The sequence below is a fragment of the Micromonospora sp. CPCC 205561 genome, from assembly GCF_036906775.1.
In the GTDB taxonomy this organism is placed as follows: domain Bacteria; phylum Actinomycetota; class Actinomycetes; order Mycobacteriales; family Micromonosporaceae; genus Micromonospora.
Genome location: NZ_JBAKHV010000003.1, coordinates 1 through 21,781 on the forward strand (window position 1 = coordinate 1; position 21,781 = coordinate 21,781).

General features: G+C 73.8%; 15 protein-coding genes. 10 read left to right on the forward strand and 5 right to left on the reverse strand.

Annotated features, from left to right (window positions below):
• The first annotated feature begins 26 nt into the window (after positions 1-26).
• The 7 genes from V6V16_RS03595 to V6V16_RS03625 all read left to right on the forward strand — a co-directional run bounded on the left by V6V16_RS03595 (position 27) and on the right by V6V16_RS03625 (position 13,646).
• Complete coding sequence (locus V6V16_RS03595) at positions 27-6,431, forward strand: amino acid adenylation domain-containing protein (protein WP_334559427.1); 6,405 nt, start codon at positions 27-29, stop codon at positions 6,429-6,431.
• Positions 6,432-6,474: 43 nt separating this feature from the next.
• Positions 6,475-7,752, forward strand: a complete 1,278-nt coding sequence (locus V6V16_RS03600) for an MFS transporter (RefSeq protein WP_334559428.1) — start codon at positions 6,475-6,477, stop codon at positions 7,750-7,752.
• A 2-nt stretch (positions 7,753-7,754) separates the two neighbouring features.
• Positions 7,755-8,210, forward strand: coding sequence for an aspartate 1-decarboxylase (panD, locus tag V6V16_RS03605; protein WP_334559430.1), 456 nt, complete (start codon positions 7,755-7,757; stop codon positions 8,208-8,210).
• Positions 8,197-9,213 (forward strand): 2,3-diaminopropionate biosynthesis protein SbnA, encoded by a 1,017-nt coding sequence (gene sbnA / locus V6V16_RS03610; RefSeq protein WP_334559432.1) that lies wholly within the window; start codon positions 8,197-8,199, stop codon positions 9,211-9,213. The genes panD and sbnA overlap by 14 nt, the downstream gene beginning before the upstream one ends.
• Positions 9,207-10,208: a 2,3-diaminopropionate biosynthesis protein SbnB gene (gene sbnB, locus V6V16_RS03615; protein WP_334559433.1), complete on the forward strand. Its 1,002-nt coding sequence runs from the start codon at positions 9,207-9,209 to the stop codon at positions 10,206-10,208. Before sbnA ends, sbnB begins: the two co-directional genes overlap by 7 nt.
• Positions 10,198-13,314, forward strand: a complete 3,117-nt coding sequence (locus V6V16_RS03620; protein ID WP_334559435.1) for an amino acid adenylation domain-containing protein — start codon at positions 10,198-10,200, stop codon at positions 13,312-13,314. Before sbnB ends, V6V16_RS03620 begins: the two co-directional genes overlap by 11 nt.
• Before the next feature lie 122 nt (positions 13,315-13,436).
• A complete protein-coding gene (locus tag V6V16_RS03625) occupies positions 13,437-13,646 on the forward strand; it encodes a response regulator transcription factor (RefSeq protein WP_334559436.1) in 210 nt (69 codons plus the stop codon).
• A 1-nt stretch (position 13,647) separates the two neighbouring features.
• Here V6V16_RS03625 and V6V16_RS03630 read toward each other — a convergent pair whose 3' ends face one another.
• Positions 13,648-14,244, reverse strand: coding sequence for a response regulator transcription factor (locus V6V16_RS03630; RefSeq protein WP_334559438.1), 597 nt, complete (start codon positions 14,242-14,244; stop codon positions 13,648-13,650).
• A gap of 179 nt (positions 14,245-14,423) precedes the next feature.
• Complete coding sequence (locus V6V16_RS03635; RefSeq protein WP_334559440.1) at positions 14,424-14,930, reverse strand: winged helix-turn-helix transcriptional regulator; 507 nt, start codon at positions 14,928-14,930, stop codon at positions 14,424-14,426.
• Between the two features lie 100 nt (positions 14,931-15,030).
• Between V6V16_RS03635 and V6V16_RS03640 the strand changes: the two genes are divergently transcribed.
• Positions 15,031-16,467: an MFS transporter gene (locus V6V16_RS03640; RefSeq protein WP_334559441.1), complete on the forward strand. Its 1,437-nt coding sequence runs from the start codon at positions 15,031-15,033 to the stop codon at positions 16,465-16,467.
• 88 nt (positions 16,468-16,555) lie between these two features.
• On the opposite strand, the gene V6V16_RS03645 is transcribed toward V6V16_RS03640, so the two are convergent.
• From V6V16_RS03645 to V6V16_RS03655, 3 genes are all read right to left on the reverse strand, one after another.
• Entirely contained in the window at positions 16,556-17,068 is a 513-nt protein-coding gene (locus tag V6V16_RS03645) for a GNAT family N-acetyltransferase (RefSeq protein ID WP_334559443.1), read from the reverse strand.
• Positions 17,069-17,085: 17 nt separating this feature from the next.
• Positions 17,086-17,823 carry a metal-dependent hydrolase gene (locus V6V16_RS03650; protein ID WP_334559644.1) on the reverse strand — a complete coding sequence of 246 codons (738 nt, stop codon included), beginning with the start codon at positions 17,821-17,823 and terminating at the stop codon, positions 17,086-17,088.
• Positions 17,824-17,905: 82 nt separating this feature from the next.
• Positions 17,906-18,718 (reverse strand): helix-turn-helix domain-containing protein, encoded by an 813-nt coding sequence (locus tag V6V16_RS03655; RefSeq protein WP_334559445.1) that lies wholly within the window; start codon positions 18,716-18,718, stop codon positions 17,906-17,908.
• 35 nt (positions 18,719-18,753) lie between these two features.
• Here V6V16_RS03655 and V6V16_RS03660 point away from each other — a divergent pair, with 35 nt between their 5' ends.
• Positions 18,754-19,143: a nuclear transport factor 2 family protein gene (locus V6V16_RS03660; protein WP_334559447.1), complete on the forward strand. Its 390-nt coding sequence runs from the start codon at positions 18,754-18,756 to the stop codon at positions 19,141-19,143.
• A 275-nt stretch (positions 19,144-19,418) separates the two neighbouring features.
• Positions 19,419-21,710 carry a putative Ig domain-containing protein gene (locus V6V16_RS03665; RefSeq protein ID WP_334559448.1) on the forward strand — a complete coding sequence of 764 codons (2,292 nt, stop codon included), beginning with the start codon at positions 19,419-19,421 and terminating at the stop codon, positions 21,708-21,710.
• Positions 21,711-21,781: the final 71 nt, after the last annotated feature.

A 21,781-nucleotide genomic window follows, 5' to 3' on the forward strand; every position in this document is an offset into this window, starting at 1 on the left:
CGGCCGACGCCCGCCGTCGGGCGCTGTTGGAGGCGCTGCTCGCCGGGCGGGCCCCGGGCCGGCCACCGGCCGCCCCGGGCGCGCCCCGGCGGCCCGCCGGTCCGCTGCCGCTGTCCTACCCGCAGCAGGGGGTGTGGCTGCTCGACCGGATCCGGCCCGGCGGCGCGGAGTACGTCGTGCCGTTCAGCTGGCGGTTGACCGGCCCGCTGGACCTGGCGGCCCTGCGCGACGCCTGGCGGGAGGTGGTCCGGCGGCACGAGGTGCTGCGGACCCGCTACCAGGTCGTCGACGGGCGGCCGAGCCAGGTGGTCGGCCCGGCCGAGCCGGTCGAGCTGCCGGTCGTGGACCTGACCGGGTGCGTCCCGTCGAGGCGGCCCGCGCGGCTGGACGCACTGATCCGGGACGAGGCGGGCACCCCGTTCGACCTGGGTCGGGACGCGCCGCTGCGGGTCCGGCTGGTCCGGCTCGCCGAGGACGAGCACGTCATGGTGCTGGTCGCCCACCACATCGCGTTCGACGGCTGGTCGGTCGGCGTGCTGGCCCGGGAACTCGGCGCGCTCTACCCGGCGCTGGTCGCCGGCGAGCCGTCCCCCCTGCCCCCGCCGCCGATCCAGTACGCGGACTTCGCGGTGCGGCAGCGGGACCGGGCGGCCGGCCTGACCGGGCAGCTCGACCACTGGCGCGACCGGCTGGCCGGCCTCGTGCCGCTGGAGCTGCCGACCGACCGGCCCCGCCCGCCGGTGCAGGACCCCCGGGGCGCGACGCTGCCGTTCACCGTGCCGGCCGACCTCGGTCGCGCCCTCGCCTCGCTCGGGCGGCGGCACCGGGCGACGCCGTACATGGTGCTGCTGGCCGTGTTCCAGGTGCTGCTGGCCCGCTACACCGGGCAGACCGACATCGCGGTGGGCACCCCGGCCGTCGGCCGGGACCGGCTGGAGGTGCACGGCCTGGTCGGACTCTTCCTCAACACGTTGGTGCTGCGGGCCGACCTCGCGGGCGAGCCGTCCTTCGTCGAGCTGCTGGCCCGGGTCCGGGAGACGGTGCTGGACGCCCAGTCCCACCAGGACGTGCCGTTCGAGCGGATCGTCGACGCGTTGGCCCCGCAGCGCGACCTCTCCCGCAACCCGCTGTTCCAGACCATGTTCGTGATGCAGAACGCCACGGCCGCCGACTTCGCCGGGGCGGGGCTGCACGCGCGGCAGGTGCCGACGCTCTGGCACACCGCCAAGTTCGACCTGACCATGCAGGTGACCGAGGAGGCGGACGGGTCCTTCTCCGGGGTGGTCGAGTACGCGACGGCGTTGTTCGACGCCGCGACCGCGCGGCGGCTGGCCGGGCACTACCGGCGGTTGCTGGCCGCCGTCGTCGCCGACCCGGAGACCCCGGTCACCCGGCTGCCCATGCTCACCGACGCCGAGACGGCCCAGCTCGCGGCCTGGAACGACACAGGCGTCGACTACCCCCACGACACCCTGCTGCACCAGCTGATCGAGGCGCGGGCGGACGCCACCCCCGACGCCGTCGCCGTGGTCGACGACCACGTCGAGCTGAGCTACGCCCAACTCGACGCCCGGGCCAACCAGCTGGCCCACCGGCTGATCGCCCTCGGCGCCGGCCCCGAACGGATCGTCGCCGTCAGCGCGCAACGCCGCGTCGCCCTCGCCGTGGCCCTGCTCGCCGTGCTCAAGACCGGCGCCGCCTACCTTCCGCTCGATTCCACCCAACCCGTGGACCGGCTGCGCTGGATGCTCGCCGACGCGGGCGACCCCGTCACCCTGGTCGACGACCCCGACCAGCACGACTGGCACCGCGGCCCCCGGGTGCACCTCGACGACCCGACCCTCGCCGGCGAACCCGCCGGCCGCCCCGACGTCGCCACCGACGACCGCAACCCCGCCTACCTGATCTACACCTCGGGCTCGACCGGCCGCCCCAAGGGCGTCCTGATCGACCACCGCGCCATCGTCAACCGGCTCCGCTGGATGCAGGACGCCTACCGCCTCGACGACACCGACCGGATCCTGCAGAAGACCCCGTACACCTTCGACGTCAGCGTCTGGGAGTTCTTCTGGCCCCTGACCACCGGCGCCACCCTCGTCATGGCCCGCCCCGACGGGCACCGCGACCCCACCTACCTCGCCGAGACCATCGACCGGCGGCGCATCACCACCATCCACTTCGTCCCGTCCATGCTCCGCGCCTTCACCACCTACCTCGCCACCACCCGCACCGCCCTGCCCCACCTGCGACGCGTCGTCTGCTCCGGCGAGGCCCTCCCCGACGACCTGGCCGCCACCGTGCACGCCCAGCTCGACGTCGAGCTGCACAACCTCTACGGCCCCACCGAGGCCGCCGTCGACGTCACCGCCACCCCCGTGCACCCCGACCGGACCGTCACCATCGGCACCCCGATCGCCAACACGGGCGCCCACATCCGCGACCCCTGGGACAACCCCGTCCCCGTCGGGGTTCCCGGAGAACTCCTCCTCACCGGCGTCCAGCTCGCGCGCGGCTACCACCGCCGGCCCGCCCTCACCGCCGAGCGCTTCACCCCCCGCGACGGCGGCGGCCGCGCCTACCACACCGGCGACCAGGCCCGCTGGCGCCCGGACGGCGCCATCGAGTATCTCGGTCGACTCGACCACCAGGTGAAGATCCGCGGCAACCGCATCGAACTCGGCGAGATCGAAGCCACCCTCGCCGGCCACCCCACCGTCCACGCCGCCGTCGTGCACCCCCACGGACCCGGCGACGACCGGCAACTCGCCGCCTACCTCACCGCCGCCGACGGCCACACCGTCGACCCCGCCACCCTGCGCGCCCACCTCCGCGCCCGGCTGCCCGAATACATGGTCCCCACCCACTGGACCACCCTCGCCGAACTCCCCCTCACCCCCAGCGGAAAGGTCGACCGCAACGCCCTCCCCGCACCCGGCACCCGGGCCGACGACACCCACCACACCCCGCCCGGCACGCCCACCCAACACCTCGTCGTGGCCGCCTTCGGCCAGGCCCTCACCAGCCACGACCGGCCGATCGGCATCCACGACCGCTTCTTCGACATCGGCGGCGACAGCATCCGCGCCATCCGGGTCGTCGGAGGCCTCCGCAGCGAGGGGCTCGACATCACCGTCGCGGACCTCTTCCGATACCGGACGGTCGCCGAGCTCGCCGAGGCCGTCGACGCCCGGGGAGGCGGGCTGCCGACCGAGGCCACCCGAACGGTGGAGCGCTTCGCGCTGATCCGCGAGGAGGACCGGGCCCGGCTGCCCGAGGGCGTCGTCGACGCGTACCCGCTGTCGATGGTGCAGGCGGGCATGGCGTACGAGATGCTCGCCGACCCGACCGGGGACCTCTACCTGAACAGCCTCTGCTACCCGATCGAGGGCGACGCGTTCTCGCTGCCCGCCCTGCACGCCGCCGCCCAGCTGCTCGCCGCCCGGCACGAGATCCTGCGGGCCTCGATCGACCTGACCGGGTACCACGAGCCGCTCCAGCTGATCCATCCCACCGCGGAGATCCGGGTCGGCCACACCGACCTGCGGGGGGTGCCGGTCGCCGAGCAGGAGACCACGGTGGCCCGGCTGGTCGCCGAGGAGCGGCGGGACCGCTTCGACCTGGGTACGCCGTCGCTGCTGCGGCTGCACGCCTACCAGCTGGCCGACGACCGGTGGCGGCTGCTGGTCAGCTACAGCCACGCCATCCTCGACGGCTGGAGCCAGAACTCGCTGGTCCCGGAGCTGCTGGCGTACCACCGCCGGATCCGGGACGGGGAGGATCCGCGGCCCGCCCCGCCGCCGGCCGTCCGGTTCGCCGACGCGGTCGCGCTCGAGCGGCGGGCGGTGGCCGCCGGGGTCGACCGGGAGTTCTGGGCGTCGCGGGTACGGACCCACGAGCGGCTCGGCATCCCGGCGGCATGGGCGGGTGAGGGTGCCCGCTACCGGGCGGTACGGGTGCCCTTCGCCGACCTGATGCCGGGCCTGCGGGAGTTGGCCCGCGCGGCGGACGTACCGCTGAAGAGCCTGCTGTTCACCGCGCACCTGACCGTGCTCGGCATCGTGACGGGGCAGCGGCGCTTCCACAGCGGGCTGGTCTGCAACGGGCGACCCGAGCTGACCGACGGCGACCAGGTGCGGGGGATGTTCCTCAACACGGTGCCGTTCGCCGTGGAGCTGACCGGGTCGAGCTGGGCCGAGCAGGCCCGCCTGGTCTTCGCCGGGGAGGTCGCGCTCTGGCCGCACCGGCACTACCCGCTGCCGGCGATGCAGCGCGAGTGGGGCAACCAGCAGCCGCTGGTCGACGTCTTCTTCAACTACACCGACATGCACGTGCTCGACCTGGGTGGCATCGACCGGTCGGCGATCACCGACACCACCCCGAACGAGTTCGGCCTCTCGGTGTCCAGCGAACCGGGTCAGCTGATCGTCGAGGCCGGCACGGACCGGATCTCCGACTGCCACCTGGACCTGATCACCCGCAGCTACCGGCGGGTGCTGGAGGCGATGGTCGCCGACCCGGCGGGCGACCCGCGCCGGTGCCGACTGCCGGAGGGCGACCGGCGCGCCGTGCTCGCGCTCGGCGCCGGCGGTCCGCTGCCGGTCCCGGACGCGACGCTGCCCGGGCTGGTCGCCCGGCAGGTGGCGGCCACCCCCGACGCGGACGCGGTGGTCTTCGGCGACGACGTGCTCAGCTACGCCGAGCTGGACCGCCGGACCAACCGCCTCGCCCACCACCTGCGGGAGCTGGGCGTCGGGCCGGGGGCGCTGGTCGGGGTGCACCTGAACCGGAGCGCCGACCTGGTCGTGGCGTTCCTCGCGGTGCTTGCCGCCGGGGGCGCGTACCTGCCGCTGGACCCCGACTACCCGGCGCAGCGGACCGCCTTCATGCTCGCCGACGCCGGCGCGCAGGTGATGGTGACCGAGACCGAGCTGGCCGGAAGGCTGGACACCGCGGGGATCCGGACGGTGCTGCTGGACGCCGAGCGGGCGGCGATCGCCGCCCGTCCGCGGCAACGGCCGGCCGTCCGTCCGGCCGCCGACGACCTGGCCTACGTCATCTACACCTCGGGTTCGACCGGTACCCCGAAGGGGGTGATGATCAGCCACCGGGGGCTGGGCAACTTCCTCGCCGCGATGCGGCTCCGGCCGGGGCTGCCGGCGGGGGCCACCGTGGTCGCCCTGACCACCGTGTCGTTCGACCCCTCGGTGCTGGAGCTGTACCTGCCGCTGCTGGTGGGCGGCCGGGTGGTGGTGGCCGACGCGGAGCAGACCCGGGACCCCCAGCGGATGGCCGAGCTGATCCGCACCGCCGCGCCGGCGGTGCTCCAGGCCACTCCGGTGACGTACCGGATGCTGCTGGACTCCGGCTGGTCCGCGCCGGCCGGTGCGACCGTCCTCTGCGGCGGCGAGAAACTGCCGGCCGAGCTGGCGGTCCGGCTCGCCTCGACCGGGGCCACGGTGTGGGACATCTACGGGCCGACCGAGACCACGGTCTGGTCCACCACGACCCGGCTGGCCCCGGACGGCCGACCCGTCGACTTCGGCATGGCCCCGAACGCCGGGCTCTACCTCCTGGACGAGCGGCTGGAGCCGGTACCGGTCGGCGTCCCCGGTGAGATCCACATCGGCGGGGACGGGGTGGCCTGGGGCTACCGGGCCCGGCCCGCGCTGAGCGCGGAGAGGTTCGTTCCCGACCCGCACTCCGCGCTGCCGGGTGCCCGGATGTACCGCACCGGTGACCTGGCCCGCTGGCATGCCGACGGGCACCTGGAGATCCTCGGCCGGGTCGACCACCAGGTGAAGATCCGGGGGCACCGGATCGAACCGGCCGAGATCGAGGCGGCGCTGCTGGCCCACGAGCACGTCCGGGCCGCCGTGGTGCACCCGCAGCGCCTCGGCGGGCAGCAGGAACTGGTCGCGTACCTGGTCGGCGGGGAGCGGCACCCGGTACCGACCGGCGGGCAGCTCCGCGAGTTCCTGCTCCGTACGCTGCCGGACTACATGTGCCCGGCCGCCTACGTACCGCTGGACGCCCTCCCGCTCACCCCCACCGGCAAGGTCGACCGGAACGCCCTGCCGGTGCCGCGACCCGGTGCCGGCGGGCAGGAGCCCGCGCGGGTGGCGCCGCGCACCGCCGAGGAGCGGACGGTCGCGCGGGTGTGGGGCGAGGTGCTCGGCACCGGCGAGGTGGGGGTGCACGAGAACTTCTTCCAGGCCGGCGGGCACTCGCTGCTGGCGACCCGGGTCGCGGTCCGGCTGCGTACGCTGCTCCGCGTCGACGTGCCGGTCCGGGCCCTGTTCGACCACCCCACCGTCGCCCGGCTGGTCGGGGCGCTGCCCGGCTACCCGAAGCTGGACGACCGGCCGGCGGTCCCCCGGCTGACCGCCCGGAACCGGCCGGCCGACGTCGCCGCCCGCCGGGGTGCCCGGTGAGCCCGCGCCGGGGCCCCGCCGGCCACCGGATCGGCGGCGACCGGTGAGCCGGGTCGACGACCGGGTGACCGGCGAGCAGATCCCGCCGCTGCACCGCAACCGGGACTTCCTGCTGCTGTGGAGCGGGTCGGCGGTCTCCATGCTCGGCTCGACCGCGTCACTGGTGGCGTACCCGCTGCTGGTGCTGGCGCTGACGGGGTCGCCGGGCGCCGCCGGGCTGGCCGGGTTCGTGGCGCTGGTGCCGACGCTGCTGTTCCAGCTGCCGGCCGGGGCGCTGGTGGACCGGTGGGACCGCAGGCGGGTGATGATCTGGTGCGACGTGCTGCGGGCCCTGGGGGTGGGCAGCATCGTGGCGGCGATCGCCGTCGACGAGCTGCACCTGTGGCACGTGCTGGCCGTCGGCTTCGTCGAGGGGACGCTGTCGGTGGGCTACGAGCTGGCCGCCGGCGCCGCCATCCCGAACCTGGTGCACCCGAGTCAGGTGACCACCGCGCTGTCGCGCAACGAGGCCCGGGAGCGGGCCGCGGTGATGGCCGGCACCCCGCTCGGCGGCGTGCTGTTCGGGCTGGGGCGGATCTGGCCGTTCGTGCTGGACACGGTCTCCTACCTGGTCTCCCTGCTGACGCTGCTGTTCATCCGCCGCGACTTCCAGGCCGCGCCGGACGGCGCGACCGTGGCCGAGCCCGGTGCCGGGAAGCTGGCCGCGGCACTCACCCAGGGGCTGCGCTGGTTGTGGGGGCAGCCGTTCCTGCGGACGGCCACCCTCCTGGTCGCCGGCAGCAACCTGCTGTTCCGCGTCCTGTTCCTGGTCATCATCGTGGCGTTCGAGGCCGCCGGGGCGGCCCCGGCGGCCATCGGCCTGCTGCTCGGTGTGGCCGGCACCAGCGGGGTGCTCGGTTCGCTGGTGGCGACCTGGTGCGCCGGGCGGTTCTCGATGCGCGCCATCGTCATCGCGGCGAACTGGGTGTGGGCGCTGATGACCTGCGTCATCGCGCTCACCGACGACCGCTACCTGACCGGTGCCGCGTACGCCCTGATGTGGTTCGTGGGGCCGATCTGGAACGTGGCGGTCGCCGGGTACCAGATGGCCCTCACCCCCGACCACATCCAGGGCCGGGTGCTCAGCGCGGTCAGCCTGCTGGCCAACGGCGCGGTCGCGCTCGGTTCCCTGGTCGGGGGCTACCTGCTGGAGGCGCTAGGGCCGACACACGCCGCGTGGTCGATGGCCGTCTGGATGGTCCTGCTCGCCGCCGTGGCGACGCTGAGCCGCTCGGTACGTCGAGCGCGCTTTCTGCCGATTGAGCACCCAAGGAGGAGCTGAAGGTGTTGCGCACCATACTCAAATCGAAGATCCACCGCGCGGTGGTCACCCAGGCCGACCTGCACTACGTCGGCTCGTTGACCATCGACGAGGATCTGATGGACGCCGCCGACCTGATCGCCGGCGAGCAGGTGCACGTGGTGGACATCAACAACGGCGCCCGCCTGGAGACGTACGTCATCGCCGGGGAGCGCGGCAGCGGGGTCATCGGGATCAACGGGGCCGCGGCCCGACTGATCCAACCGGGGGACCTGGTCATCATCATCAGCTACGCGGCGGTGGCCGACCCGGACGCGAAGGGCTACTCGCCGCGCGTGGTGATGGTGGACGAGACCAACCGGATGCTCGGTACCACCGACGACCCGGCCGAGGCGATCCCCGGCACCGCAACCGTTTCCGGTCACACCCTGCGGGCCGCTACGGATCGCCGTAGCGGGAGCGAACATGCGGGCCGATGAGACAGACATCGGCGGGGTGCTGGGCACGATCGGCGGCTCCCCACTGGTCCGGTTGGACAAGCTCATGCCGGACGCCCCGTTCACCCTCTGGGCGAAGTTGGAGGCGCACAACCCGGGCGGCAGCATCAAGGACCGCTCGGCGTTGAGCATGCTGATCGACCGGATCCGGGCCGGCGAGCTGCGGCCCGGCCGCTCGGTGGTGGTCGAGTCCAGTTCGGGCAACCTCGGCATCGGCCTGGCCCAGGTGTGCCGCTACTTCGGAATCCGGTTCATCTGCGTGGTGGACCCCCGGACGAACGCGCAGAACATCGCGGTCATGCGCGCGTTCGACGCCGAGGTGGAGGTGGTGACCCGCACCGACCCGACCACGGGCGAGTACCTGCCGCAGCGCATCCGCCGCGTCCAGGAGCTGGTCTCCACCGTCCCGGACGCCTGGTGGCCGGACCAGTACGGCAACCCGTTGAACCCGCGCGCCCACGAGACGACCATGCGGGAGATCGTCGAGGGGGTGCCGGCCCCGCTGGACTTCCTGTTCTGCGCGACCAGTTCCTGCGGCACACTGCGCGGCTGCGCCGACTACGCGCGTCGGCACGACCTGGCGCTGACCATGGTCGCCGTGGACGCCGCGGGCAGCGCGATCTTCGGTGACTACACCCCGCGCAAGCGGCTCATCCCGGGCCACGGCGCGGGGATCCGCCCGAAGCTCTACCGGGACGGGCTGGCCGACAAGGTGGTGCACGTCAGCGACCTGGACTGCGTGAGCGGGTGCCGCCGGCTGGCCCGCCGGGAGGCCATCCTCGCCGGCGGTTCGTCCGGCGCGGTGGTGGCCGCCGTGGAGCAGCTGCGCGACCTGATCCCGGCCGGCGCGACCTGTGCGCTGATCTTCCCCGACCGGGGTGAGCGCTACCTGAGCACGATCTACGACGACGACTGGGTGAGCGGGCACTTCGGCGACGTCAGCCACCTGTGGAGGGAACGGACCATGGACGGGCCGTCATGTTGATCTTGTCCGCCGGCGAGGTCCGGCAGATCCTGGCCGAGCGGGAGGAGGCCGTCCTGGCCGCGGTCCGCCGCGCCTACGTCCTGCACGCGCGGGGACGTACCGTGCTGCCGCACTCGGTCTTCCTGCGGTTCCCGGAGGACGCCCGCAACCGGATCATCGGGCTACCCGCGTACCTGGGCGACGACACCCCCGTCGCCGGCATGAAGTGGATCTCGTCGTTCCCCGGCAACATCGACCGCGGGCTGGCGCGCGCCTCCGCCGCGATCGTCGTGAACTCGATGCGGGACGGCCACCCGGTCGCGCTGATCGAGGGCTCCACGATCTCCGCCCGGCGCACGGCCGCCAGCGCCGCCCTGGCCGCCGGCGCCCTCGCCCCGCCGGCCGACGGCGTCTCCCTGGTCGGCTGCGGCGTGATCAACTTCGAGGTGCTGCGGTTCCTCCGCGCGGCGCTGCCCGCCCTGGCCGAGGTGACCGTCCACGACCTGGACGCCGGGCGGGCCGCCGCCTTCGCCCGGCGCTGCGCGCGGTGGGACCTGAAGGTGAGCGTCGCCGGCGACGTCGAGGAGGCGCTCGGCGCCCACCCGCTGGTCTGCCTGGCCACCACGGCGGGCGTACCGCACCTGGGGCTGGCAGCATGCCGGCCCGGGGCCCTGGTGCTGCACCTGTCGCTACGGGACATCTTCCCGGCGGACATCCTCGCCGCGGTCAACGTGGTCGACGACGCCGACCACGTCTGCCGGGCGGCCACCTCGCTGCACCTCGCGGAGCAGGAGACCGGCAACCGGGACTTCATCGCCGCCGGCATCGGCGACGTCCTGGGCGGGGCCGGCTGGCGGCACGACCCGGAGCGGGTCACCGTCTACTCGCCGTTCGGCCTGGGCGTGCTCGACCTCGCCGTGGCCGAGCTGGTGCGGCGCGACGCGGAACGCGACGGCGTCGGCACCCGGCTGCCGGACTTCCTGACCACCCCACCGGAGGACCCGGATGCCGACTGAGTCGAGCGTCGCGCCGTGGAACGACACGGCCAGGAGCTACCCGGGACAGCCCACCCTGCACGAGCTGGTGCACCGGCGGGCGGCGCGCACCCCGGACGCCGTGGCGGTGGTCACCGAGCGGGAGCGGCTCAGCTACGCCGAACTGGCCGGGCGGGCCAACCAGCTCGCCGACCTGCTGCTCGCGCGGGGCATCGGGCCGGAGTCCCGGGTCGGGGTGTGCCTGCACCGGGGCGGCGACCTGGTGGTGGCACTGCTCGGCGTCCTCACCGCCGGAGCCGCCTACGTGCCGCTGGATCCGGAGTACCCGGCCCGGCGGATCGCCTTCCTGGTCGCCGACGCGGGGCTGGACACCGTGCTGGCCGAGCCGGACCTGCCGGTCCTCGCCGAGTCGGGCCGGCCCCTCGCCACCGTGTCGGTGGGCCGGGAAACCGTCGGTCGGCCGACCCGGACGCCGCGGGTCGCCGTGGACCCTGAACACCCGGCGTACGTCATCTACACCTCCGGCTCCACCGGCCGGCCCAAGGGCGTGGTGATGCCGCACCGGGGCATCGTCAACCGCATCCGCTGGGGGCTGGAGGCGCATCCGCTGGGTCCCGACGACCGGGTGCTCCAGAAGACCCCGTACAGCTTCGACGTCTCGGTGCCGGAGATCTTCGGCACCCTGGCCGCCGGCGCCCGGCTGGTGCTGGCCCGGCCGGGTGGCCACCGCGACCCGGCGTACCTGATCGACACGATCCACCGGCACGGAATCACCGCGATCCACTTCGTACCGTCGATGCTGCGGGCGTTCCTCGCCGAGGTCCGCGTCGCCCGGGCCCGCTTCCCCGCCCTGCGCCGGATCGTCTGCAGCGGCGAGGAGCTGGCCCCGGACCTGGTAGCCGAGGCCGCCGAGCTGATCGGTTGCGAACTGCTCAACCTCTACGGCCCGACCGAGGCGGCGGTGGAGGTGACCGGGTCGCGCTGCCGGGCGGGTGAGCCGGTCAGCATCGGCCACGCGGTGGCGAACACCCGCACCCACATCCTGGACGACCGCGGCCACCCGGCGGAGGTCGGCGAGCTCTGCCTGGCCGGGGTGCAGCTCGCCCGGGGCTACCTCGGCCGGCCCGGGCTGACCGCCGAGAAGTTCGTGCCCGACCCGTTCGGCCCGCCCGGCTCCCGGCTGTACCGCACGGGGGACCTGGCCCGGCGGCTGCCCGACGGGGCCGTGGACTACCTGGGCCGGGTCGACCACCAGGTCAAGATCCGGGGGCACCGGGTCGAGCTGGGCGAGATCGACGCCGCGCTGCGTACCGTGCCGGGGGTGCGGGCCGCCGCCGCCGCGGTACACGCCGGGCAGCTCGTCGGGTACGTGGTGGCCAGCGTCGTCCCCGGCGTCCGGGCGCTCCGGGCCCACCTCGCCGAACGGCTGCCCGGGTACATGGTCCCGTCGGTGTACGTGGCCGTACCGGCGCTGCCGGTGGGCCCGAGCGGCAAGCTGGACCGTTCGGCCCTGCCCGCACCCGACCGGCACCGGCTCGTCGGCGGGGAGCGGGTCGACCCGCGTACCGACGACGAGCGCCGGCTCGCCGACCTCTGGGCCGAGTTGCTCGGCAGCGGGCCGGTCGGGGTGCACGACACCTTCGTCGAGCTGGGCGGCGACTCGCTGGCGGCCACCCGGGTCTGCTCCCGGCTGCGCCGCCGGTGGGGCTGGTCGCCCTCCCCCGCCGACGTGCTCACCGCCACCGTGGCCGAACTCGCCGCGTGGGGCACCCGGGGCGGCCCGGCGACCGGCGAGGGTGCCGGACCCGGCGGGACCTCGCCGCCCGGCGTCGCGCACCACGTCACCGCCGGGCCGGCCGACGGGTCGCTCAACGCCGCCCAGCACCGGATCTGGTTCGCCGACCAGCTCGATCCGGGGTCGACCGCCTACACGCTGACCGAGTCCTACCGGCTGCGCGGGGCGGTCGACGTCGACGCGCTGCGCGCGGCCCTGGCGGACACGGTGCGTCGGCACCCGGCTCTGCGGACCACCTTCCAGGCCCGGCGCGGCGTGCCCCACGCGCAGGTCGGGCCGGACCCCCGGGTGCCGGTCGAGGTGCGCGACGTGGCCGACGCCGCCGAGGCGCGGGCGGCCGTCGCACGGCTCGCCGCCGTGCCGTTCGCGCTCGCCGAGGGGCCGCTGCTGCGGGTCGCGCTGCTGCGGCTGGCCCCGGAGGAGCACGTCCTGGCCGCCACCATCCACCACATCGTCGCGGACGACTGGTCGATGGACGTGCTGTGGCGGGATCTCGGCCAGGCGTACGCGCGGCGCCGCCAGGGCCACGCGGAGGCCGTCGAGCCGCTGCCGCCGGCCCCGCTCCCGCCGACCGACCCGGCCGACCTCGCCTACTGGCGCCGGCACCTCGCCGGTGCGCCGGCCACCCTGGACCTCCCGACCGACCTGCCCCGGCCGGCGCGGCTGCCGCAGAGCGGGGCCACCGTCCGGTTCGGCCTGTCGACGGAGACCACCGCCGCGGTACGGACGCTGGCCCGGGCCACCGGCTCGACCCCGTTCATGGTGCTGCTCGCCGCGTTCACCGTGCTGATCGGGGAACTCACCGGCCGCGACGACCTGGTGATCGGCACGTTCGCCGGCAACCGCGACACGGAGGAGGCCGCGAACGGCATCGGGATGTTCGCCAACACCCTCGCCCTGCGGGTGCCCTGCCCGGCCGGGGCGGCCTTCACCGAGCTGCTGTTCCAGGTGCGTGAGGTGGCGCTGGCCGGGTACCGGCACCAGGGCTTCCCCTTCGACCGGCTGGTGACGGCGCTGCGTCCGAAGCGCGACCTGAGCCGCAACCCGGTCGTCCAGGTCGCCTGCCAGCTCCTCGGCGACCTGACCGACCGGCTCCGGTTGCCCGGGGTCAGCGCCGAGCCGTTCTCGCACGGCCAGGGCGGCTCCCCCTTCGACCTGCTGCTCACCGTGCGGGAGGAGGGGACGCGGCTGGCCGGGTGTCTCCAGTACCACGGCGAACTGTTCACCGCCGACCGGGCGGCTTCGTTGGCCGACGGCTTCACCAGCATCCTGACCGCGGCGGTGCACCGTCCCGAACGGGCGGTCGGGCGGCTGGCCCGGCAGTGGGTGTAGACCGGGGTGGGAAATGCGGGGGCGCCGGTCGGCAATCTGGGTGCGGCGGCCCGATGAGCGAGCGGCGAGCCGTTCCTAGCCTGGGCCGGTGACCCACACGCCCACAAGGCCAGGAGGCGACCATGAGCAACGAGTCGAAGCCCGTACTCACCGCCCAGCAGCTCCGGGTGCTCAGACTCGTCGCCGAGGGGTACGACAACGCGGGCATCGCGCGGGAGCTGCGCTGCTCACCACACAGCGTGAAGAACATGATCTACGACCTCATGGCCCGGTTGCAGGTCTCCAACCGGGTCCACGCGGCCGCGTACGCCATCCGGCGAGGGCTCATCTGACTCAGATCAGCCCCTCGCGCAGGGCACACGCCACGGCGTGCGCCCGGTTGCGCACCTGCCACCGGTGCGTGATCGTGTGCACGATGCCGGTCACGGTACGCACCGAGTAGGCCAGCGAACGGGCGATCTCCTGGGTCTCGTACCCGTCGGCGAGCATCAGCAGCACCGCCCGCTCGCGCTTGGTGAGCTGCCGGGCCGCCGGCCCTTCCGGCGCCCGGTCGGCGACCCGGGTCAGCGGATCCCCCAGCAGGCCCGACGGCACCGTGAAGCTGCCGTCGGCCGTCGCCCGGACCGCCGGACCCAGCCGGTCCGGGCACACCTCGGAACGGCGCAGCAGGCCGCCGGCGCCCGCCTCCACGGCCTCGACCACGTCCGACTCCCGCAACGTCTCGGCCACCAGCAGCACCCGCCGGCCGGCGCGTGACAGCGAGCGCAGCAGGAGCAGCACCGCGTCGCCGACCCCGTCGGTGACCATCAGCACCACGTCGGGGCGGTCGACCACCACGGTCAGCTCCGGGCATGCCCGCGCCATGTCGTCGACACCGACCCGTACCGCCGGGTCGGCGGCGATGACCTGCACACGTGTCCGCTCGTCCATCCACATCACTCCAGGCACTCGTCGCCGACAGACGCCAAGGAGAATGTCACCGCGGCCCGGCGACCGGCACGGGAAACGGCCCCCATATTCCTCATCGGTCGGCAACCCGACCCCGCACACCGGCGCCGGCCAGGAAGGTGTGCGTCCGGCCGGGAGCCGCCCGCGCGGGACGCCGTGGGTCAGGCCGACCGCCCTCGGGATCCCGCCGTCGCCCGCCGGGCGATCCGCTCCCGTTCCGTCGCCTCCCGGTCCGCCGCGTCCCGCTCCGCGGCCGCCCGGGCGTCGTAGGCCTCGCGGGCGGCCGCGATCTCGTTCTGGTGCGTCTCCGTCCAGGTCACCAGGGTGCGGATCGTCTCGTGCAGGGTCGCCCCGAGGGGGGTGAGCGCGTAGTCGACCCGGGGCGGCACCGTCGGGAACACGGTGCGGCTCACCAGGCCGTCGCGTTCGAGGTGGCGCAGCGTACGCGCGAGCATCCGCTGACTGACCCCGTCGATCTGCCGGCGCAGCTCGGTGAAGCGGAGGCTCCGCTGGTCGAGGAGCGCGATCACCAGCAGGGACCACTTGTCGGCCACGCGGTCCAGGATCTGGCGGACCTCGCAGTCCTCCCTGGTGTCCCACTGGAACACGTCGTAGTTGGCGTCGGTATCCCCGCAGTTACCGAGGGACCGCGAAGTTCCGTCTTCCATGGCCACTGATGGTGCCTGACGATGCACCTGGTTACAAGAAGGAACCGGCGTGCACGAGGAGAACCGACGGCAGCCGGCGAGGAAGAGGGGTCGATGGATCATGGCTACGTCGAGCGGGCGTACGGACAGCCGGGCCTGGAGCGTCCTGCTCGTGCTGTGCGGGGCGATCTTCCTGGAGGGGATCGACGTCGCGATGCTGAACGTGGCGCTGCCGGCGATCCGGGCTGACCTCGGGCTGTCGACCGGGACGCTCAGCGGCGTGGTGAGCGCGTACGTCCTCGGCTACGGCGGCTTCATGCTGCTGGGCGGGCGGGCGGCGGACCTGCTCGGCCGCCGCCGGATGTTCCTGCTGGGGCTCGTCGTCTTCCTGGCCTTCTCCGGCCTCGGCGGGCTCGCCACCGAGGGCTGGATGCTGCTGGTGGCGCGCTTCGTCACCGGCGTCGCCGCCGCGTTCATGACGCCCGCCGGGCTGGCCCTGGCCACCAACGCCTTTCCCGAGGGGCCGCAACGCACCAGGGCGCTCGGGGTGTACGCCGGCATCGGCTCGGGCGGCTTCTCGCTGGGCCTGGTCGCCGGCGGCCTGCTGACCTCCGTCGGTTGGCGCTGGGTGTTCTTCGCCCCGGTCCTGCTCGCCACGGTCATCCTCGTGGCCGCCGTCGTCCTGCTCCGGGGCACGGCCGACGAGGTCCGGCCCACCGGCGGGTTCGACATCGCCGGCGCGCTGAGCATCACGGGCGCCATGCTGCTGCTCGCCTACGGCGTGGTACGCCTGGAGAACGCCGGCCAGGGGCCGGGCACCACCCTGGGGGTGTTCGCCGCCGGCCTGCTCCTCCTGGCGGCCTTCGTCGTGATCGAGCGGCGGTCGGCCGACCCGCTGGTGCGGTTGGGCATCCTCCGCTCCGGGCCGCTCGTACGCACCAACGTCGGCGCGCTGCTGTTCCTGGGCTCCTTCGCCGGCTTCCAGTTCATGATCACGATCTACCTCCAGGAGCTGCGGGGCTGGAGCCCGCTCCAGACCGGCCTGGCGATGCTCGTCGTCGCGATGGACATGATCCTGTCCCCCACGCTGACGCCCCGGCTGGTCGACCGGTTCGGCAACGTGCGGGTCCTGCTCGGCGGCGTGCTGGCGGCCGTCCTCGCGTACGCGCTGTTCCTGCCGCTCACGGCCGACTGGACGTACGCGGCGATGCTGCCCGGCATGCTCCTGCTCGGCCTGGCGTTCTCGCTCGCCTACGGGCCCCTCACCATGGCCGCCACCGACGGCGTCGACGAGCGCGAGCACGGCCTCGCCGGGGGCCTGCTGTACACGTCGATGCAGTTCGGCACGGCACTCGGCATCTCGGCGGTGACCGCGGTCAGCGTCGCGGCGGCCGACGGCGCACCGGGGCACGGGCTCGGCCTGTCGGCGATCCGTCACGGGCTCGTCGTCCCGGTGGTGTTCTCGGTCGTCGCCGTGCTCGTCACCGCCCTCGGCCTGCGCCGGGGTGCCGCCGCCACCGCGACACCCGAGCCCGCGACCGCCACCACCGCGGCCTGAGCAGGCGGGGCGGCCATGTGCGTCGGGGTCGTCGGGCCACGCGACGGAGGAGCGGCCCGACGCGCACCCCGGCGACGTGGGCGCACCGCTACAGGGCGATCCAGTAACGGCGCACCGGCGCGTGCGCGGTCCCGTCGATCCCCGCCAGGACGCCGCCGGCGCGTTCGATCATGCGCGCCGACGCGACGTTCTCCGCGAGGCACACGATCAGGACGCGGTCCAGGCCCAGGGCGCGCGCCTCGCCGAGCATCTCGCCCAGGGCCCAGCTCGCCAGCCCCCGGCGGCGCGCGGAGGGGCGTACGCCGTAGCCGAGGTGACCGGTCTCGTCGTCGGACCTGTGCCGCAGGGCGATCGCGCCGAGCACTCGGGCGTCCTCCACGATCCAGCGGGGTGAGCCGTGCTTCTCCTCCGGACAGGGGTCCCCGGCGGGGTGGTCCAGCCGGACCCGCTCGTGCACCCAGCTGGCGAAGCCGGCCGGCGAATCCACGTCGTCGTCGCCCGTCAGGCCGAAGCCGTCCTCGTGGAGGCCGGGGCCCCAGTCGTCGCGGCACTCCAGGAACGCGGCGTGCAGCCGGACGGTCGGCGGGATCAACTCAGGCATGCCGCGACGGTAGCCGGCTACGGGGTGATCAGGGTCCACGCGCTGATCGCGCCCAGCACCATCAGGGCGGGCACCACCAGCAGCAGTTCGGCCGCCGAGCCGGTGCGGAAGCGCAGCGGGGCCCACATGCCCAGCGCCGCCCACCGGCAGCCACGGATCCGGATCGGCCACAGCAGCGGCACCCGGGAGAAGGTCAGCGCGTCGCCCAACGAGTGCACCAGGCAGCCCAGCCCCAACGGCAGGCCCACCCACCACCATCCGGCTACCGGGCCGGGCAGCGCCGCGGCCATCAACCCGACCAGCAGCCCGGCCGCCGCCGCCCCGTACGCCCCACGGGTGCGTCTGCGTAGCGCCCCGCGGGTCGCCAACGCCGCGGCCAGCCCCGCGACCACCGCCGCCGCGACGTCCCCGCCGATCCAGCAGAGCAGCGAGACCACCAGCCCAGTGGTCACCGCGAACACCAGGGTGTGCGTGACCGCCCGGTGGCCGCCCCGGCCCGCGCAGCACGCACAGGACGCCGACCGCAGCGCGGCCGCTCCCGCCGCCGCGCCCCGGGCGACGAGTCGGGTCAGCGGACCCAACGACCGGGCGACCACCGAGCCGGGATGGTCGACGTCCGGCAGCAGCGCCCCTCCGGCGGTGACCGCCGCACCGACCAGCACCGTGCCCACCGCGGGCCGCGCCCCCCACCCCGCCGCCAGCGCACAGCCCCCCAGCCACACCACCACTCCGGACAACGCGTGAGACCGCCCCATCACGCCGCGCCACCACCCTCCACCCGCGACACGAAACGTGAGGAGAGCATCGCAGAGAGCGCCGGCGGCGGCACGACGTGCGCTACCTCGTGAAGTAGGCGGCGCTCTCCGGGTCCGCCGGGTAGTAGGACTCGATCGCGATCTCCTCGACCGCGATGTCCATCGGCGTGCCGAACGTGGTGACGGTCGAGAAGAGCCGTAGCTCCCGTCCGTCGACCCGGAGGATCATCGGGATCACCACGTCGGCGTCGACCCGCTGGCCCACGGCCTCCCCGGGCCCGGGATCCAGCAGCTCTTCGTAGAGTGCGGTGAGCTCCGCGTCGGCAGCGGTGGCGAGCTGGCGCGAGATCCGACTGCGGAACACCGCACGCACGTCGGCCAGGTTGACGACCATGGGAGCGAGTCCGCGCGGATCCAGGCCCAGCCGGACCAGGTTCACCGGTGGCCGCAACAGGTCGGGAGCGACTCGCGCGAAGAACGGGTCGACCGCGCGGTTGGTCATCACGATGTTCCACCGTCGGTCGAAGACCAGCGCCGGATACGGCTCGTGCGCCCGGAGCACCCGGCGGACCGCGTCGAGGGCAGCCGACAGGGCGGGGTCGTCGAGCGGACGCTCCGTGTACCGGGGCGCGAAGCCGGCGGCGAGCAGGAGTCGATTGCGATCACGCAGCGGCACGTGCAACTGGTCGGCAAGCCGGAGGATCATTTCCACGCTCGGCTTGGACCTGCCGGTCTCGACCAGGCTGACGTGACGAGCCGAGACGTCCGCGGCGATCGACAGGTCGAGTTGACTGAGCCCTCGGCGCTGCCGCCACTGCCGCAGGAGTTCCCCGACGGTGTACACGATCATGAGCGTACCCATCGTCGCGCCGAGCGCCATGAAGTGCGAGTTCATCGACATCCCCACCGGGCCGGGGAAACACTTGGGCCATGACAACCGAGAACAGGAGCCTCGTCCTGCGTGCGCTGGCGGGGCTGGTCGAGACGGGCGACGTCGACACGCTCGCCTCGTTCCTCGACGACGACTTCGTCCACCACCGACCGGGTTCGCCAACCTCGACCAAGGCGGAATGGCTCGCCGCCGTCCGCGCCGCGCTCGGCCCGACGGCCGGCATGCAGGTCGAAGTCCTTCACCTGCTGGCCGACGGCGACCACGTCGTGGTGCACTCGCGACGCCGGCTTCCCGACGCGGGGCCCGAGATCGTGGTCGTCGACGTCCTGCGGATCGCCGACGGGCTGATCGCCGAGGTGTGGGAGGTCATCGAACCGACGGCCCACGCCGCCGCCAACACGGCGTGGTGGCAGCCCGCTCGTCGTTGACCGGGGCGGGCAGCCCAGGGACGAGCCCGCGGCGAGTCGGGTTTCCGACTGCCCGCGCTCACAGGTCGAGCAACGAGCCTTCTCATATGGCTGTTGAGCTGCGGAAACTGGTAGACATGCGATAGATGGTTCTCTATGACGTGAAGACTTGTCGCATGTCGCCCGTCGCCACAGCGGTGGGAACCACCGGGTCCTCGCGCGGCCAGCACGGGCTGGTCACCTCCCCCGTTCCATTCCGTGGCTCACCTCGCCTCTCCACGAGAAAGCAGCCCGCCATGTCCTCAGCGCAAGACAACCAGCCGCACTCAGCCGCCGCCACCGGCCCGACCGGTCCCCGTTCGAAGAACGCCGCGATCGCGGGGCTCCCCTCGGCTCCGACCATCCTCGCGGTCACCGCCGACACCGTGACGGCGGTGTTGAGCTGGGCACCCGGCGCGGACGGCGGCTCGCCGATCCTCGGCTACGAGGTCACCCCCTACGTGCAGGGCGTACGTCAGGCCAGTCAGACCTTCGGTCCGGCCAGCACGCAGACCATCGCCGGGCTCACCTCGACCGTCACCTACCAGTTCGCGGTGGCCGCCCGTACGGCCGAGGGGACCGGGCCCGAGTCGAGCCTCTCGCAGGAGGTCACCGCGAACGTGTCGCCGACGCTGCTGTTCAACGCGCCCACCTCGGCCACCGTCGGCATCGCCTACGCCGCCACCCTCAACATCACGCACGGCGCGCCGCCCTTCCTCTGGTCGCTGGATTCCGGTGAGCTTCCGCCGGGGCTGACCCTGAACCCGGTGACCAACGGCATCTCCGGCGTGCCGACCACGGCCGGCGTCTACCCGGTGGTGATCCGGGTGGTCGACGCCGCGGGCCAGTCCGGAACCCGCCTGATCGTCCTGACCGTCAACCAGACGCCGGTCCTGGTCTTCCCCACCCCACCGCTGGGCGAGGTCACCGGCCCCTACGCCGAGCAGCTCACCGTCATCGGTGGTACCGCACCGTTCGTCTGGTCCCTCGCCGCCGGCACGTTGCCACCCGGCCTGGCCCTCACCCCGGCGAGCGGCCTGATCTCCGGCCGCCCCACCGCGGCCGGCGCCTACCTCGCCACCATCAAGGTGACCGACGCCAACGGGCTCAGCGCCACCAAGCCGATCCGGCTGGTTATCCAGCCGGCCAGCGAGGTCACCCTGACCGCCTCCACCGCGGCGACCACCTTCGGCAAGTCGGTGCACTTCGACGTCGCCGTCGGGCCGGGCACCGCCGAGGGGACCGTGTCGCTCATCGACGAGCTGCCGAACGGGGTGGAGACCCCGCTCGGCACCTTCCCGCTGGAGCTCAACGCCGCCTCCTTCGACCTGCAGATGCCCGCGTTCGGGCTCAACCGGTTCCGGGTCCAGTACGACGGCACCAACCCGAACGCCGAGGCGGTGTCGAACACCGTCACCGTCGAGGTGTCCGCCGCACCCGGGCAGCTGCTGATCGAGCAGTTCGCCCAGTCGGGCGTCGACGGCCTCACCGACCAGTACGTCTCCCTCGTCAACACCACCGAGCTCGACCTGCCGGTCGCCGGATTCCGGATCGAGGCCCCCGACGGAATCTCCCTGCTGATCCCCGGCACCGTACGCCCGGTGCCGCCACGTCGCGGCTTCCTGGTGGCCGCTCCCGCCTACTCCTTGTCGAACATCAAACCGGACCTGATCGTGTCGGACCTGGGCCAGGGCGGCCTGCGGCTGCTCGCCCCGGACAGCGCGAACACCGTCACCGACGCCGCCGGCACCACGCCCGACTTCGCCGAGGGCACCCCGCTGCCCGCGTTCAGCAGCCCGCCCTTCGTGCACCACGCGTGGAACCGACTGAAGGTCGGCGGCAAGCCACTGGACACCACGAACAACGCCGCGGACTTCCGGCTGGTCTCCACCGTGCGCGGCCCCATCAACGGGGTGCCCTCCGCGCTCGGCTCACCGTCGCCGCAGAACAGCCTCGGCACCTACCAGCAGAACCCCGCCATGCAGTCGACCCTGCTCGACCCCGACGTGTCCCAGTCGGTCGCACCGAACCGGGTCCGAACGCCCGGCACACTGGTGATCAGGCGGACCATCACCAACCGGTCGGGCGCCCCCATCACCCAGGCCCGGGTCCGCATCACCAGCCTCAGCCAGCTCAACGGCGCACCCCTGCCCGGCGGCACCTCGCCGGCCACGCACTCCCACCTGCGGCTGGTCAACCCGGCCGTGCCGACCAGCTCGATCAAGGTCAACAACGGGCGGACCCTGCTCGTCCGGAACCTGGCGATGGACCTACCGGCCACCACTCCGCCCGGGGGCGGGCTGGCCACCACCCTGACCATCCCACTCGACCTGGGCGGCCTGGCCCCCGGCGCCTCCGTACACATCGCGCTGACCTTCGCCGTCGACACCCCCGGCCCCTTCTGGCTGGCCTACGACATCGACGCCCTCGGCGGCAGCCCGATGCCCGCCGCGAGGTTCGCCGCCACCACACCCAGACAGCGGGCCTCGACCGCCCGGCGACCGGGCGACACGCCCACGGCCAGCGTCGTCAGCGGCACCCTCCGCTGACCCGTACCGGCCCGCGGCGCGGCTGGCGTGCCAGCACGGACCGGGTGGACGCGCTACGGGCGCCCTGCCCG

Bases quoted from the DNA above. Each gene is read 5' to 3' on its own strand.
- V6V16_RS03630 (WP_334559438.1), bottom strand. From the start codon at position 14,244: ATGGACGAGCGGACACGTGTGCAGGTCATCGCCGCCGACCCGGCGGTA.
- sbnA (WP_334559432.1), top strand. From the start codon at position 8,197: ATGCGGGCCGATGAGACAGACATCGGCGGGGTGCTGGGCACGATCGGC.
- V6V16_RS03665 (WP_334559448.1), top strand. From the start codon at position 19,419: ATGTCCTCAGCGCAAGACAACCAGCCGCACTCAGCCGCCGCCACCGGC.
- V6V16_RS03620 (WP_334559435.1), top strand. From the start codon at position 10,198: ATGCCGACTGAGTCGAGCGTCGCGCCGTGGAACGACACGGCCAGGAGC.
- V6V16_RS03650 (WP_334559644.1), bottom strand. From the start codon at position 17,823: ATGGGGCGGTCTCACGCGTTGTCCGGAGTGGTGGTGTGGCTGGGGGGC.
- V6V16_RS03625 (WP_334559436.1), top strand. From the start codon at position 13,437: ATGAGCAACGAGTCGAAGCCCGTACTCACCGCCCAGCAGCTCCGGGTG.
- V6V16_RS03645 (WP_334559443.1), bottom strand. From the start codon at position 17,068: ATGCCTGAGTTGATCCCGCCGACCGTCCGGCTGCACGCCGCGTTCCTG.
- V6V16_RS03660 (WP_334559447.1), top strand. From the start codon at position 18,754: ATGACAACCGAGAACAGGAGCCTCGTCCTGCGTGCGCTGGCGGGGCTG.
- V6V16_RS03655 (WP_334559445.1), bottom strand. From the start codon at position 18,718: ATGAACTCGCACTTCATGGCGCTCGGCGCGACGATGGGTACGCTCATG.
- V6V16_RS03635 (WP_334559440.1), bottom strand. From the start codon at position 14,930: ATGGAAGACGGAACTTCGCGGTCCCTCGGTAACTGCGGGGATACCGAC.
- sbnB (WP_334559433.1), top strand. From the start codon at position 9,207: ATGTTGATCTTGTCCGCCGGCGAGGTCCGGCAGATCCTGGCCGAGCGG.
- V6V16_RS03640 (WP_334559441.1), top strand. From the start codon at position 15,031: ATGGCTACGTCGAGCGGGCGTACGGACAGCCGGGCCTGGAGCGTCCTG.